The organism is Hydrogenophaga sp. (assembly GCF_025699295.1).
Lineage (GTDB): Bacteria > Pseudomonadota > Gammaproteobacteria > Burkholderiales > Burkholderiaceae_C > Hydrogenophaga.
This window is the reverse complement of the sequence record NZ_JAILWB010000002.1, coordinates 76136-89773: the sequence shown is the minus strand read 5'-3', so window position 1 is coordinate 89773 and position 13638 is coordinate 76136. Positions and strand designations below refer to the sequence as shown.

The following is a 13638-nucleotide window of genomic DNA, read 5'->3' as shown; positions in this document are numbered from 1 at the left end:
CATCCATGTCCACCGTCTTCAACTTCACCTTCGTTCCCTGGTTCCGCTCGGTCGCGCCCTACATCCACAAACACCGTGGCAATACCATCGTGGTCGGCATCGCGGGCGAAGCGATCGCCGCCGGCAAGCTGGAGAAGCTGGCGCAGGACCTCGCGCTGATCCAGAGCATGGGCGTGGAGATCGTGCTGGTGCATGGCTTTCGACCCCAGGTGAACGAGCAGCTGCGGCTCAAGGGCCATGAGGCGAAGTACTCGCACGGCATGCGCATCACCGATTCGGTGGCGCTGGACTGCGCGCAGGAAGCCGCCGGCCAGCTGCGCTACGAGATCGAGGCCGCGTTCAGCCAGGGCCTGCCCAACACCCCCATGGCGGGCGCCACGGTGCGCGTGATCTCGGGCAACTTCATCACCGCGCGCCCGGTCGGTCTCATGGACGGTGTGGACTTCCAGCACTCGGGCCTGGTTCGCAAGGTCGACACCGAAGGCATCCAGCGCACGCTCGACATGGGCGCCATGGTCCTGCTCTCCCCCTTCGGCTTCTCGCCCACCGGCGAGGCGTTCAACCTGACCATGGAGGACGTGGCGACCTCGGTGGCGGTGGCACTGCAGGCCGACAAGCTGATGTTCCTCACCGAGGTGGCCGGCATCCGGGTGGACAACGCAGACCCCGAAAGCGATATCGACACCGAGTTGCCACTGGCCGACGCGAAGAAGTTGCTCGCGGCACTGCCCGCGGCCACGCAACCCACGGACACCGCCTTCTACCTGCAGCACTGCATCCGCGCGTGCCAGGGTGGTGTCGAACGCAGCCACATCCTGCCCTTCGCGGTGGACGGAGCCCTGCTGCTGGAGATCTACACCCACGATGGTATCGGCACCATGGTGGTGGACGAAAAGCTGGAGAGCGTGCGCGAAGCCACCATGGATGATGTGAGCGGCATCGTGGCCCTGATCGAGCCGTTCGAGAAGGACGGCACCCTGGTCAAGCGCGACCGCACCGAGATCGAACGCGACGCGGGCTACTACACCATCATCGAACACGACGGCGTCATCTTCGGCTGCGCGGCTCTCTATCCCTACCCGGAAGCGCGCACGGGCGAGATGGCCGCGCTCACCGTCTCACCCGACACGCAGAGCCAGGGCGACGGAGAGCGCTTGCTCAAGCGCATCGAAACCCGTGCCAGGGCCCAGGGCCTGCAGAGCATCTTCGTGCTCACCACGCGCACCATGCACTGGTTCATCAAGCGCGGCTTCGTCCAGGTCAATGCCGACTGGCTGCCCGAGGCGCGCAAGCGCAAGTACAACTGGGACCGCAAGAGCCAGGTGCTGGTGAAGAAACTCAGCTGAGGGGCCGGGCCAGACGCCAGGTCGCTCAGGCGGCGGGCCGCTTCGCCCAGAGGGCAACGGCCAGCAGGGCGATGGCCGAGAAGCAGAGGAAGGACCAGTTGGCGATCGACAGGCCGAGGAAAGTCCAGTCGATCACCGAGCAGTCGCCGCTGCCGCGAAAGATCATGGGGATCGCGCGGCGCAGAGGGAAGGCCTCGATCATGCCGAAGAAGTCGCGCCCGCAGCTCAGGATTTCGGGCGGATTCCACTGCAGCCAGCTCTGGCGCGCGGCGACAAAGGCGCCGAGTGCCGCGAACACGCCCATCTTGATCACGCCGGCATACAGGAAGAAGCGGCGCTTGAACACGGCAGTCACACCAGCCACCAGAGCCACGGCGACCAGCGCATACCGCTGCACGATGCACATGGGGCAAGGCTCCAGACCCACGACGTGCTGGAGATACAGACCGAACGCCAGCATCGCGACGCAGGCCGCCGCGATCAGGCCCAGTATGCGGCGGGGGTGGTTCGCCAGGGGCGAGAGCGGACTGGAAGAAAGCGTGGCGATCAAGGGGATTCCTGAGGAGGGGCGAACACGGCCGCCGGGCGGGACAGGGCAATGAGCCCCGCAGTCTGCAGCAAGTTCCCGCGCCTCAGCCCACGAAAGCGCGTTCGATGACGAAGTCACCCGGTGTGCTGGTGTTGCCTTCCTTGAAGCCGCGCTTCTCACACAGGGCCTTGAGGTCGCGCAGCATCTCGGGGCTGCCGCAGATCATCACGCGGTCTTCGGCCGGGTTGAGTGGTGGAATACCCAGGTCCTTGGCGATCACGCCGTCGGACAGGAGTTGCGGGATGCGGCCCTGGTGCATGAAGGGCTCGCGCGTGACCGTGGGGTAATACAGCAACTTCTGCCGGACCTCGTCACCCAGGAACTCGTCGTGCCGGAGTTGCTCGGAGATGAGTTCGCGATAGGCCAGTTCCTTGACCTGGCGCACACCGTGAACCAGCACGACCTGCTCGAAGCGTTCATAGGTCTCCGGGTCGCGGATGATGCTCATGAACGGCGCCAGACCCGTGCCCGTGCCCAGCAGGTACAGGCGACGAGCCGGCAAGAGATAGTCGACCAGCAAGGTGCCGGTGGGCTTGCGACCGACCACGATGCTGTCGCCCACCTGGATGTGCTGCAGACGCGAAGTCAGCGGACCGTCCTGCACCTTGATGCTGAGGAATTCGAGGTGGTCGGCGTAGTTCGGGCTGACGATGCTGTACGCGCGCAGCAGCGGTTTGCCGTCCACCCGCAGGCCGATCATGGTGAAGTGGCCATTGGAGAATCTCAGCGAGGTGTCGCGCGTGGTGGTGAAACTGAACAGCCGGTCGGTCCAGTGGTGAACGCTGAGCACGCGCTCTTCCAGAAATGCACTCATGAGAAATCCTGATGGGGTCTGATCCCGGTATTGTAGAAAGTTGGCCCGGCGGGGCCGTGTCCAGGGCAATGCGCCGGCCACACCGGCCGGCAGGGCACCGAAACCTTGCTACAGTGGCGGGCTTTCTGCACACCCGGCGAGGGTCATGCGGTCGCTGACAGGCGGCGCCACCGAACAACACTCCGGATCATGCCGGCGGTCGATCAGTTCTGGAACGAATAATTTCTTCAGTTCCTTATAACCACACCATATAAACCAATCGCAAGGATATCCCCATGGCACGCACCGTCCACTGCATCAAGCTCGGCAAGGAAGCCGAAGGGCTCGACTTTCCGCCCTATCCGGGCGAAATGGGCAAGCGCCTGTACGAGAACGTGAGCAAGGAAGCCTGGGCCGCCTGGCTCAAGCACCAGACCATGCTGCTCAATGAAAACCGGCTCAACCTGGCCGATGCACGGGCGCGCCAGTACCTGGCACGCCAGATGGAGAAACATTTCTTTGGTGATGGCGCCGACCCGGCCGCCGGATACGTTCCCCCGTCCGAAGGCAACTGAGTCTTTCGGCCACGCCCCTTCCCTGTGCCAGCTTCGGAAAAACGCCATGCCCTGGTGATCGGCGCCGGCCTGGCGGGTGCTGCCGTGTGCGCGGCGCTCGCTCGGCGCGGATGGCGGCTCACACTGCTGGACGCGGCCGCCGGCCCGGCACAAGGGGCATCCGCATTGCCGGTGGGCATGCTCAGCGCGCACGTGACGCGCGCGCCCACGCCACTGTCGCGCCTGTCGGCGCTCGGCGTGGACACCACACTCGCCGAGTTGCAACGCCTGGTGCCACAGGGCCAGGGCTGGCGTGCGTGCGAGGTGGACAACCTCGGCCACGATCCAGGGCGCCGGCCCGCCGCGCTGGTACGCCCGGCCGCCCTGGTGCAGGCCTGGCTGCAGGAAGCAGCCCGACTGAGCGCAATGGAAACGATGTGGCAGGCACAGGTACACGCCCTCGCGCGCCATGGCTCGCTGTGGCAAGCGCTGGATACGGATGGCCTCCATCTGGCCGAGGCACCGGTGGTGGTGGTGGCCTCGGCATTCGGCAGCCTCGCCCTGCTGGTGGAGCATTCGGCGCTCACGGGCCCCGCCAGCCTGCCGCTGCGCCCGGTCAAAGGCCAGATGAGCCTGGCCGCGCTGCGGAGCGAGCCGCTGGCGGCCCGGCCGCAGCGCAATCAGGGCGTGTACGTCCCGCTCTACGAGGACACCGGTTTGCCGCCGCACTGGCCGGCGCGTTTGTGGGCGACGGGCTCCACGTACGAACGCGGTCGTCATGACGTGGCGGTGAGCGCAGTCGCGCACGACAGCAACGCTGCCAGCCTGAACGCCATGTGCCCGCCTGCCGCCCGGCAGCTGCGAGAAGCCATGGCCGACGGCACGCTGCTTGGTTGGGCCCAGGTGCGCTGCGCATCACTGGACCGACTTCCGCTGGTAGGTGCAGCGCCGGACTGCGAGGCACTGCGCTCGCTCATGGAGCCCCCACGCCGCATGCGCATGCCGCTGGCCGCGACACCTCGCCTTACGGGACTGCATCTGTTGACGGCGCTGGGATCGCGCGGCATCACGCTGGCTCACTGGTGCGCGACCCGCCTGGCCGCGTCCCTGGACGGCGAGCCTGCGCGTCAGGACGAAGCCGATCTGCTGGCGGCCATCGACCCGGCGCGCTTTGCCTGGAAGCACGCCCGCAGGCGCCCACCGGCCGCGGCCCGGGCCTGAGCGCCGCAGACAACAGGGCCGGGTTCTAGATCAGGTCCAGCCAGGCGGAGATCTGACGGGGCTGGAAGGGCCGCTCCAGCAAGGCCGTGATGCCGACGCGGTGCGCGTCGCGCCGCACACGGCGGCGGCGCCACCAGCCTGCCAGCGGACCGGCCAGCTCGGTCGTGGCGAGGGTGAGTGCCTGCGGGTTGCGCGTCACAAAGTGGCGCATGAGGGCCCACACATCGATGCGGTGGTCGTCCAGGTTGAACACCCCGCACAGATAGCGGTGGCGCTCCATGAGTTCAAGCGCCAGCTCTGTCTCCGTCACCTCGTCCACATGCGCCACCCCGGCCAGCGCCAGGCGCGTGCGCAGGTAGGTGCCCTCCTGTTCGTCGGCGCCGATCACCACAGCGCGCCGCACGATCTCGCCGGGTTCACCCATGTCCATGTCGAGGTCCAGATCCAGTGGCGACGGCGCGGTCACATCCAGATCGAGCAGGCCCGAGTCGACCTGGTGCGCGGCGAACACGGCATCGAGGTCGTGCAGCACCGCAGCCCACTCGATGGGACGCTGCAACACCCGCCAGGCGTGCTCGGGCGCATCCGGGCCGACCCAGATCAGGCGCTGGCCGCTGGGCATCTCCTTCGCATGGGAAAGCACCGCCTCCAGGCTTTCGCCGTCGACCAGCGCCACTTGCGGCACGGTCGTCGGCACCGCCGCACCGGGTGCCAGCAGCGGCGCCCAGGGGGCGTAGGACAGGTCTCGCTCCTGGGACAGGCGAAAGACCGTGTTGAGCGCGTGCCGCTCCACGTCGGAGAAACCGACCACGCTGACCAGGACACGCTGCTTCTGCATGGCGCGGATGTTACGCCGGGCGAAGCGATGCGCGGTCGCGAACTCGCGACAAGCGGGCGATTGGCGTGTGATCCAGCACGAGCCCGTATTGTTTATACCAATTTGAAATATGGGCATGAGCAAAAAATCGTTTGGGATATATCGATGCCTCTCTACAGTCGCCCCCATGCCTGACATTGCCTTCATCCTGGCCGGATTCGCCGTGGGACTCATCGTGGGTCTCACGGGCGTGGGTGGCGGCTCGCTCATGACGCCCATCCTGATCTTCTTCTTCGGCGTCAAGCCCCACCTCGCCATTGGCACCGACCTGTTGTTCGCGGCCTTCACCAAGATGGGTGGCACGGTGAGCCTGGCACGGCAGCGGCTGGTGCCCTGGCGCGTGGTGGGTCAGCTGTGCGCGGGCAGCATCCCTGCGGCGCTACTCACCCTGGCCGCGCTGCAGAAGCTGGGTCCGGCCAGCGCCTTCGCCCAGTCGCTCATGACCACCACCCTGGGTGTGGCCTTGCTGCTGACGGCGGCGGCCATGTTCTACAAGGCTGCGCGTGGCAAACAGCTGCCACGCCATGTCCCCGAGGGTCAAATGCACAACGCCATGCGCGCGCGCCACTGGAGCCTGCCGGTGCTGTTCGGCGCGGTGATCGGATCCCTGGTCACGCTCACTTCGGTGGGTGCGGGCGCCATCGGCGTGTCGGTACTGTTGCTGCTGTTCCCCCTGCTGCCGCTGCCGCGGATCGTGGCCGCCGACATTGCCTACGCCGTCCCCCTCACGCTGGTGGCGGGTCTCGGCCATGCCAGCCTGGGCTCGGTGGACTGGCCGCTGCTGGTCCAGTTGCTGGCCGGTTCGCTGCCGGGCATCTGGCTGGGGACGCGGCTGATGCGTCACACCCCCGAGCGCCTGGTGCGCTCCGCCCTGTCCGTCCTTCTGGCCTATGCCGGCCTGAAGCTGATGGCCTTTTGATCCCGAAGCCCCACGAAGACGATGTACCAATACTCCGACTTTGACCGCCAGTTCGTGCGTCTGCGCGCAGCCCAGTACCGCGACCAGCTCATCCGCTGGCAGGACGGCACGCTGAAAGAAGACGAATTCAAGCCGCTGCGCCTGCAGAACGGCTGGTACGTGCAGCGCTTTGCGCCCATGCTGCGCGTGGCGGTGCCCTATGGCGAGATCTCCAGCCCGCAACTGCGCGTGCTCGCGAAGATTGCACGCGAGTTCGACCACAAGGAAGACCGCGACGTCTCCCAGGCCAACGCTGGCCTGAGCGAAGTGCCCACCTTGCCCGATCGTTGCGGCCACTTCACCACGCGGCAGAACGTGCAGTACAACTGGATCCCGCTCGCACGATCAGCCGACGTGATGGACCTGCTGGCCAGCGTGAACATGCACGGCATCCAGACCAGCGGCAACTGCATCCGCAACATCACCACCGACGCGCTGGCCGGCATCGCGGTCGACGAGGTCGCCGACCCGCGCCCCTTCGCCGAAATCATGCGCCAGTGGAGCACACTGCACCCGGAATTCGCCTTCCTGCCGCGCAAGTTCAAGATCGCCATCACCGGCGCGCGCGAAGACCGCGCCGCCACCGCCTGGCACGACGTCGGCCTGCGGCTGCTGCGCAACGTGGACGGGGAACTGGGCTTTCAGGTGCGCGTGGGTGGCGGCATGGGCCGCACGCCCATCATCGGCAGCGTGATCCGCGAATTCCTGCCCTGGCACCAGATCCTCAACTACCTCGAGGCCGTGGTGCGCGCCTACAACCGCTTCGGCCGGCGCGACAACATCTACAAGGCCCGCATCAAGATTCTCGTGAAGGCAGAAGGCCAGGCATTCACCGACCAGGTGGAGGCCGAGTACCGCGACATCGTCGAAAAGGACGGCGCGCCGCACACCATCAGCCAGACCGAGCTGGACCGCGTGAGCGCCTTCTTCGTGCCGCCGGCCTTGAATTGCGACCGCAAGAGTGCGGACGCGAAGATCGCGCACATCCTCAAGGCCGCCGCCGAGGACGACCTTGAGTTCAGCCGCTGGCTGCAGCAGAACGTCAAGCCGCACCAGAACCCGGATCTGCGCGCCGTGACGCTGTCGTTCAAGCGTTTCGGTCAGGCCCCCGGCGACGCCACGGCGGATCAGCTGGACCGCGCCGCCGAACTGGCCGAGCGCTTCTCGGCCGGCGAGGCCCGCGTGACGCACGAGCAGAACCTGCTGCTTCCCTGGGTGCGCTGCGACCAGTTGCCCGAACTCTGGCGCGAAGCGCGCCGGCTGGGCCTGGCCAAGCCCAACATCGGCCTGCTCACCGACATGATCGCCTGCCCCGGTGGTGACTTCTGCGACCTGGCCAACGCGCGCTCATTGCCGCTGGCACAGGCCATCCTGGGGCGCTACAAGGACCTGGACGAGCTGCACGACCTGGGCGAGATCGACCTGCACATCAGCGGCTGCATCAATTCCTGCGGCCACCACCACAGTGGCCACATCGGCATCCTGGGCGTCGACAAGGACGGCCAGGAGTGGTACCAGGTCACGCTCGGCGGCTCCGACGGCACACGCCTGTCGGGCGAGTCCACGCCCGGCAAGGTGATCGGCCCCTCGTTCGCCGCCAGCGAAGTGCCTGACGTGATCGAGGCCCTGCTCGATACCTACCGCGCACAGCGCAGCGACCGCGAGACCTTTGTCGCCACGCTGCGCCGCACCGGCACTGAACCGTTCAAGGCCGCCGCCAACGCGGTGCGCACCAGCACGGCCCGTGCCACCGCCTGAGGACAGACCCCATGAGCCAGAACTTCCAGGTTTTCAGCGCCAAGGCCTTCACGCCCAGCGAGGCCGAGAACCGGCGCATCGCCATTGCCAACGACGCCGATCCGTGCGAATCCGACCTGAGCGGCATCGATGCGATCGAACTGCACTTTCCGAAATTCAACGACGGGCGCGCGTTCAGCCAGGCGTTCCTGCTGCGCCGCCGCCTGGGTTTCGCGGGGGAGATCCGCGCCACCGGCGACGTGCTGATCGACCAGCTCGTGCAGATGCAGCGCAGCGGCTTCACCCAGGCCGTGCTGCGCGCCGACCAGAACCTGGCCCATGGCCAGGCACTGCTGGCGCACTACCCCGCCTTCTACCAGGGTGACGCGCTGCAGACCGCACCCCGTTTCGCCACCGCCTGAGCGCCTCACAGCCAACGCCATGACCGCCATCGCTCTCTACAACCGCCCCTCGCCCGACTTCGCCGCCAAGGTCGAGCGCAGCATCGCACTGCTGCGCGAAACCGCCGCCAACCATCCGAAGCTGACCCAGGCCTCCAGCCTGGGCGCCGAGGACATCGTGGTCACGCACCTGATCCACCTCGCCGGCATCGAGGCCAGCGTGTTCGTGCTGGAAACCGGCAAGCTGCACGCCGAAACGCTCGCCCTGATCCCGAGGATCGAGCAGCGCTACGGCATCAGCGTGCAGCTGTTCCGTCCCCGGCAGGAATCGGTCATCCACTTCGTGCGCAAGAACGGCGAAGAGGCCATGTACCAGAGCATCGAACTGCGCAAGGCCTGCTGCGACCTGCGCAAGATGGAACCTCTCGCGCGTGCCCTGGCCGGCCAGGACGGCTGGATCACCGGCCTGCGGCGCGAACAGTCCAACGCCCGTGCCGAGGTGGGTGAAATCATCCAGGAGCCCGAGCGCATCAAGGTCAGCCCCATTGTCGAATGGACCTGGGGCGACGTCTGGCACTTCATCGCCTTGCACCAACTCGACTACAACGCGCTGCACGACCAGTTCTACCCCAGCATCGGCTGCGCGCCCTGCACGCGCGCCATCAGCGTTGGCGAGGACTTCCGCGCCGGACGCTGGTGGTGGGAACAGGAAAGCGCCAAGGAATGCGGACTGCACGTGCAACCCGCTTCAGAACCCCTCGTGTCGTCTCTCGAACGGACCCCTTCATGAACGCCCGCACCGAAACCGCCGTGATCCAGACCGCCCTGCAACATGCCAGCGATCACCACCTGAGCAACGCCCACCTGGACGCGCTGGAGGAAGAAACCATCTTCATCCTGCGCGAGGTGGCGGCTGCCTTCGAGCGCCCCGCGCTGCTGTTCTCGGGCGGCAAGGATTCGCTGGTCATGCTCAAGTGCGCCGAAAAGGCTTTTGGCGCGGGTCGCATTCCCTACCCGCTGCTGATGATCGACACCGGTCACAACTTCCCCGAAGTCACCGACTTCCGCGACCTGCGTGCGAAGGAGCTCGGTGCCGAACTGATCGTGCGCAACGTCGAAGACTCGATGAAGCGCGGCACGGTGCGCCTGGCGCACCCGGGCGAGAGCCGCAACGTGCACCAGTCGGTCACCCTGCTCGAAGCCATTGAAGAGTTCCGCTTCGACGCCCTGATCGGTGGCGCGCGGCGCGACGAGGAAAAGGCGCGCGCCAAGGAGCGCATCTTCAGCCACCGCGACAGCTTCGGCCAATGGCAGCCCAAGGCCCAGCGCCCCGAGCTCTGGACGCTGTTCAACACCCGCCTGCAGCCCGGCGAGCACTTCCGCGTGTTCCCCATCAGCAACTGGACAGAGCTCGACGTGTGGCAGTACATCGCGCGCGAGAACATCGCCCTGCCTTCCATTTACTACACGCACCGGCGCGAGGTGGTCGACCGCCGCGGCCTGCTCGTGCCGGTGACCGAACTCACCCCGCCGCGCGAGGGCGAAACCGTGCAGGTGCGCGACGTGCGCTTCCGCACGGTGGGCGACATCACCTGCACCTGCCCTGTCGACAGCCTGGCCGCATCGGCCGACGACATCGTGATCGAAACCCTTGCCGCCGAGGTCAGCGAACGCGGTGCCACGCGCATGGACGACAAGACGTCCGATGCCTCCATGGAAAAACGCAAGAAGGACGGGTATTTCTGATGACCACCATTGCATCCGTGCGGGCCGCGCCCGCCGACACCTTCGGCCAGGACACCCGCTCCGCGCTGCGCCTGATCACCTGCGGCAGCGTGGACGACGGCAAGAGCACCCTCATCGGCCGCCTGCTGGTCGACAGCAAGGCTGTGCTGCAGGACCATCTGGCCGGCGTGCAACGCCAGGGCCAGACAGACCTGGCGCTGCTCACCGACGGCCTCTCGGCCGAGCGCGAGCAGGGCATCACCATCGACGTGGCCTACCGCTACTTCAGCACCGAAGCGCGCAAATTCATCATCGGCGACGCACCCGGCCACGAACAGTACACGCGCAACATGGTCACTGCCGCCAGCAGCGCGGACGCTGCCGTGGTGCTGGTGGATGCCACCAAACTGGACTGGGCCGATGCCGCCCTGCAGTTGCTGCCCCAGACGCGACGCCACAGCCTGCTGCTCAAGCTGCTGCGCGTGCCGTCGGTCGTCTTTGCCATCAACAAGCTCGACGCTGTGGACAACAACGCGCAGGCGTTCCAGCACATCGCAGCGGCGTTGCAGCGGTTCGCAGCGCAGGCCGGTATTCCCGTGACGGCCATCGTGCCGATCTCCGCGCTCAAGGGCTGGAACGTGGTGGACGCGAGTGAGCAGGCCCGCTGGTGCGGCTACAACGGTCCGACACTGCTGGACATTCTGGAAGGCCTGCCCGTCACGCCAACGGACAGCAACCTGCCGTTCGCCTTTGCGGTGCAATGGGTGGAGAAGTTCAGCAGCTCGTCCGATACCACTCAAGGGCGCCGTGTGTTCTGGGGCCGCGTGGCCACGGGCGGCGTGCAGCCCGGCCAGCCGGTGCGCATCATGCCCAACGGGCAGACCGCCGTCGTGGCACAGGTGCTCAACCATGTGCGAAGCCCGCAAGCCGTGCTGGCCGGCCACAGCGCCGGCATCGTACTCGACCGCGAAGTCGACGTCTCACGTGGCGACTGGCTGCTGGCGGTCGACGAAAACGAGCCTCTCGAGGGCAGCCGCGAGATCCGCGCGACGGTGGCCTGGCTGGACGACGAGACCCTCGTGCCGGGCCGGGTGTACTGGGCGCTGCACGGACATCGCTGGGTGAAGGCCCGCATCAAGCGCATCGTGCACCGGCTCGACATCCATACTCTGGCGGAAGAGGACGCGAGCCAGCTCGAACCCAATGCGATCGGACACATCGAGCTGAGCCTGCAGGAGCCTCTCGCCACCCTGCCGTTCGAGCGCTCGCGCACCCTGGGCTCGCTGGTGCTGGTGGACACCGCCAGCCACCGCACCGCCGGTGCCCTTCTGGTGCTCTGAGCACCCTTTCTCCTTTACACCGACCCAGGCAAGGGGCATGCCCCGGCCTGGGCTCCATGGAAACCCTAAAATCCAGGGTTACTCCGACTCCGACCACCACCATGACCCACGTTGTCACCGAAGCCTGCATCCGCTGCAAATACACCGATTGTGTGGACGTCTGTCCCGTCGACTGCTTCCGCGAAGGCCCGAACTTCCTGACCATCGACCCGGACGAGTGCATCGACTGCGCAGTGTGCATCCCCGAGTGCCCGGTAAGTGCGATCTACGCCGAGGAAGACCTGCCCAAGGACCAGCAGCACATGACCGAACTCAACGCCGAACTGGCCCGGCTGCCGGGCTGGAAGAGCATCACCAAGCGCAAGGCCCCGCTGGAAGACGCGGAAGAGTGGAAAGACCGCACCGACAAGCTGTCCGAGTTGCTGCGCTGATCGCCGGGCGCGCACGATGAACTCGGAGCCGACCCGGGACGTCATGACTCTCGCTACAGCACAGGACGGCCCGATCGAGACGGACGCCGTCGTCGTCGGCGCCGGCCCTGTGGGGCTGTTTCAGGTCTTCGAACTCGGTTTGCTGGAGATCAAGGCCCACGTCATCGACGCGCTGCCTTACCCCGGTGGCCAGCCGACCGAGCTCTACCCCGACAAGCCCATCTACGACATCCCCGCCATCCCGGTGTGCACGGGCCAGGAACTCACCGACCGACTGCTCGAACAGATCAAGCCCTTCGGCGCCATCTTCCATCTAGGCCAGGAAGTCAGCACGGTTCAGCCGCTGGACGATGGCCGCTTCCATGTGGCCACCTCCCGGGGCACCCGGTTCCTCACCAGAACGCTGTTCATCGCTGCGGGTGTCGGAGCTTTCCAGCCACGCACGCTCAAAGTCGACGGCCTGGAGGCGTATGAAAACAAGCAGGTGTTCTACCGCGTGAAGGACCCGGCCCGGTTTGCGGGCAAGGACCTGGTCATCGTGGGCGGTGGCGATTCGGCGCTGGACTGGGCCTTGAACTTCGCCGCCGACGGTCCGCACCGCGCCGCAAGCGTGATCCTTATCCACCGGCGCGACGGCTTTCAGGCGGCGCCAGCCAGCGTGAGCCGGATGCGCGAGTTGTGCGAGCGCCAACAGATGCAATTCGTCGTGGGGCAGGTCACAGGGATCGAAGAAACCGTTGGCCACCTGAGCGGTCTCAAGGTCACAGGGCCCGACGCCTTGACGCGCGTCGTTCCCATGGATGCGTTGCTTGTGTTCTTCGGTCTGTCCCCGAAGCTCGGGCCGATTGCCGACTGGGGCCTGGACATCGAGCGAAAGCAACTGCTGGTGGACACGGAGAAATTTTCAACCAGCGTTCCCGGCATCTTCGCGGTAGGTGACATCAACACCTACCCCGGCAAGAAGAAGCTGATACTTTCCGGCTTCCACGAATGCGCCCTGGCGGCGTTCGGCGCTGCGCCGTTCATCTTTCCAGACAAGAAAGTCATGCTGCAATACACCACGACCAGCCCGAAGCTGCACAAGGTACTGGGTGTGAATTCGCCGGTGTTCGACTGAATGGCCGCCTGCGAGCCATACAAAAGACAAAGGCCTTCCGAAGAAGGCCTTTGTCTTTTTTGCATCTCTGGCTCCCCGACCTGGACTCGAACCAGGGACCTGCGGATTAACAGTCCGTCGCTCTACCGACTGAGCTATCAGGGAACAGCCTCGAATTATAGCGTCGTTTTTCTGGCTTTCTGAGACCCTCTTTCATGTCGATCATCAAACCCGCTTTCTGGCTGAGCGTTCTGGCGCTCACCATCGCATCGCTCGTGCCTGTGGAACTGCTGCCCGCCCAGTCCTTCAACATCTGGGACAAAGCCCAGCATGCGGCCGGATTCGCCTGGCTGGGCGTGCTGGGCTTGTTTTCGTACCCACAGCACCCTTCACGCGTGGTCCTGTCTCTGCTCGCGTTCGGTGCCGCCATCGAACTTGCCCAGACCGCGACGGGCTGGCGCTTTGGCGAATGGCTGGATCTGCTGGGTGATGGCGTTGGCATCCTGATGGGCGCCGCGGCATGGACACTTGTGCGAGGAACCAAGCCTCCGACACCTTGAATCCGCACGG

At 66.1% G+C, this 13638-nt stretch carries 15 protein-coding genes and 1 tRNA gene; 12 read left to right on the top strand and 4 right to left on the bottom strand.

The features are described from left to right. Positions 1–5 precede the first annotated feature (5 nt). Positions 6–1346, top strand: coding sequence for an amino-acid N-acetyltransferase (gene argA / locus K5880_RS02025; RefSeq protein ID WP_297648055.1), 1341 nt, complete (start codon positions 6–8; stop codon positions 1344–1346). A 25-nt stretch (positions 1347–1371) separates the two neighbouring features. Here argA and K5880_RS02020 read toward each other — a convergent pair whose 3' ends face one another. Together K5880_RS02020 and K5880_RS02015 are read right to left on the bottom strand one after the other, a co-directional pair. Continuing rightward, positions 1372–1893: a disulfide bond formation protein B gene (locus K5880_RS02020; RefSeq protein WP_297648491.1), complete on the bottom strand. Its 522-nt coding sequence runs from the start codon at positions 1891–1893 to the stop codon at positions 1372–1374. A gap of 85 nt (positions 1894–1978) precedes the next feature. Beyond that, on the bottom strand, positions 1979–2749 hold the full coding sequence (locus K5880_RS02015; protein WP_297648052.1) for a ferredoxin--NADP reductase: 771 nt from the start codon (positions 2747–2749) through the stop codon (positions 1979–1981). A 275-nt stretch (positions 2750–3024) separates the two neighbouring features. On the opposite strand from K5880_RS02015, the gene K5880_RS02010 reads away from it, so the two are divergent. Further along, positions 3025–3303 (top strand): oxidative damage protection protein, encoded by a 279-nt coding sequence (locus K5880_RS02010; protein ID WP_297648049.1) that lies wholly within the window; start codon positions 3025–3027, stop codon positions 3301–3303. 24 nt (positions 3304–3327) lie between these two features. Next, positions 3328–4503, top strand: a complete 1176-nt coding sequence (locus K5880_RS02005) for an FAD-dependent oxidoreductase (protein WP_297648046.1) — start codon at positions 3328–3330, stop codon at positions 4501–4503. 25 nt (positions 4504–4528) lie between these two features. Here K5880_RS02005 and K5880_RS02000 read toward each other — a convergent pair whose 3' ends face one another. Continuing rightward, positions 4529–5341 carry a hypothetical protein gene (locus K5880_RS02000; protein WP_297648043.1) on the bottom strand — a complete coding sequence of 271 codons (813 nt, stop codon included), beginning with the start codon at positions 5339–5341 and terminating at the stop codon, positions 4529–4531. 166 nt (positions 5342–5507) lie between these two features. On the opposite strand from K5880_RS02000, the gene K5880_RS01995 reads away from it, so the two are divergent. The 8 genes from K5880_RS01995 to K5880_RS01960 all read left to right on the top strand — a co-directional run bounded on the left by K5880_RS01995 (position 5508) and on the right by K5880_RS01960 (position 13089). Continuing rightward, entirely contained in the window at positions 5508–6299 is a 792-nt protein-coding gene (locus tag K5880_RS01995; protein WP_297648041.1) for a sulfite exporter TauE/SafE family protein, read from the top strand. A 21-nt stretch (positions 6300–6320) separates the two neighbouring features. Further along, the gene (locus K5880_RS01990) at positions 6321–8096 is read left to right on the top strand and encodes a nitrite/sulfite reductase (RefSeq protein WP_297648038.1); all 1776 of its coding nucleotides are present in this window, start codon (positions 6321–6323) and stop codon (positions 8094–8096) included. Between the two features lie 11 nt (positions 8097–8107). Then, positions 8108–8497, top strand: coding sequence for a DUF934 domain-containing protein (locus K5880_RS01985; protein WP_297648035.1), 390 nt, complete (start codon positions 8108–8110; stop codon positions 8495–8497). A gap of 19 nt (positions 8498–8516) precedes the next feature. Beyond that, positions 8517–9266, top strand: coding sequence for a phosphoadenylyl-sulfate reductase (locus K5880_RS01980; protein WP_297648032.1), 750 nt, complete (start codon positions 8517–8519; stop codon positions 9264–9266). Further along, on the top strand, positions 9263–10222 hold the full coding sequence (gene cysD / locus K5880_RS01975) for a sulfate adenylyltransferase subunit CysD (protein ID WP_297648029.1): 960 nt from the start codon (positions 9263–9265) through the stop codon (positions 10220–10222). The genes K5880_RS01980 and cysD overlap by 4 nt, the downstream gene beginning before the upstream one ends. Then, positions 10222–11541: a GTP-binding protein gene (locus tag K5880_RS01970; RefSeq protein WP_297648026.1), complete on the top strand. Its 1320-nt coding sequence runs from the start codon at positions 10222–10224 to the stop codon at positions 11539–11541. The genes cysD and K5880_RS01970 overlap by 1 nt, the downstream gene beginning before the upstream one ends. Positions 11542–11642: 101 nt before the next feature. Then, positions 11643–11972 (top strand): ferredoxin FdxA, encoded by a 330-nt coding sequence (gene fdxA / locus K5880_RS01965; RefSeq protein ID WP_297648023.1) that lies wholly within the window; start codon positions 11643–11645, stop codon positions 11970–11972. Positions 11973–12015: 43 nt separating this feature from the next. After that, positions 12016–13089: an NAD(P)/FAD-dependent oxidoreductase gene (locus K5880_RS01960; protein ID WP_297648020.1), complete on the top strand. Its 1074-nt coding sequence runs from the start codon at positions 12016–12018 to the stop codon at positions 13087–13089. 68 nt (positions 13090–13157) lie between these two features. On the opposite strand, the gene K5880_RS01955 is transcribed toward K5880_RS01960, so the two are convergent. Then, a tRNA-Asn gene (locus K5880_RS01955) sits at positions 13158–13233 on the bottom strand. Positions 13234–13283: 50 nt separating this feature from the next. Here K5880_RS01955 and K5880_RS01950 point away from each other — a divergent pair. After that, positions 13284–13628, top strand: coding sequence for a VanZ family protein (locus tag K5880_RS01950; RefSeq protein ID WP_297648017.1), 345 nt, complete (start codon positions 13284–13286; stop codon positions 13626–13628). The last annotated feature ends 10 nt before the right edge of the window (positions 13629–13638 follow it).

What these genes read in the sequence shown, in the direction of transcription:
- K5880_RS01985 (WP_297648035.1), top strand. Translation starts at nt 8,108, where the DNA reads ATGAGCCAGAACTTCCAGGTTTTCAGCGCCAAGGCCTTCACGCCCAGC.
- K5880_RS01950 (WP_297648017.1), top strand. Translation starts at nt 13,284, where the DNA reads ATGTCGATCATCAAACCCGCTTTCTGGCTGAGCGTTCTGGCGCTCACC.
- cysD (WP_297648029.1), top strand. Translation starts at nt 9,263, where the DNA reads ATGAACGCCCGCACCGAAACCGCCGTGATCCAGACCGCCCTGCAACAT.
- K5880_RS01995 (WP_297648041.1), top strand. Translation starts at nt 5,508, where the DNA reads ATGCCTGACATTGCCTTCATCCTGGCCGGATTCGCCGTGGGACTCATC.
- K5880_RS01960 (WP_297648020.1), top strand. Translation starts at nt 12,016, where the DNA reads ATGACTCTCGCTACAGCACAGGACGGCCCGATCGAGACGGACGCCGTC.
- K5880_RS01980 (WP_297648032.1), top strand. Translation starts at nt 8,517, where the DNA reads ATGACCGCCATCGCTCTCTACAACCGCCCCTCGCCCGACTTCGCCGCC.
- K5880_RS02015 (WP_297648052.1), bottom strand. Translation starts at nt 2,749, where the DNA reads ATGAGTGCATTTCTGGAAGAGCGCGTGCTCAGCGTTCACCACTGGACC.
- argA (WP_297648055.1), top strand. Translation starts at nt 6, where the DNA reads ATGTCCACCGTCTTCAACTTCACCTTCGTTCCCTGGTTCCGCTCGGTC.
- K5880_RS02010 (WP_297648049.1), top strand. Translation starts at nt 3,025, where the DNA reads ATGGCACGCACCGTCCACTGCATCAAGCTCGGCAAGGAAGCCGAAGGG.
- fdxA (WP_297648023.1), top strand. Translation starts at nt 11,643, where the DNA reads ATGACCCACGTTGTCACCGAAGCCTGCATCCGCTGCAAATACACCGAT.
- K5880_RS01970 (WP_297648026.1), top strand. Translation starts at nt 10,222, where the DNA reads ATGACCACCATTGCATCCGTGCGGGCCGCGCCCGCCGACACCTTCGGC.
- K5880_RS01990 (WP_297648038.1), top strand. Translation starts at nt 6,321, where the DNA reads ATGTACCAATACTCCGACTTTGACCGCCAGTTCGTGCGTCTGCGCGCA.
- K5880_RS02000 (WP_297648043.1), bottom strand. Translation starts at nt 5,341, where the DNA reads ATGCAGAAGCAGCGTGTCCTGGTCAGCGTGGTCGGTTTCTCCGACGTG.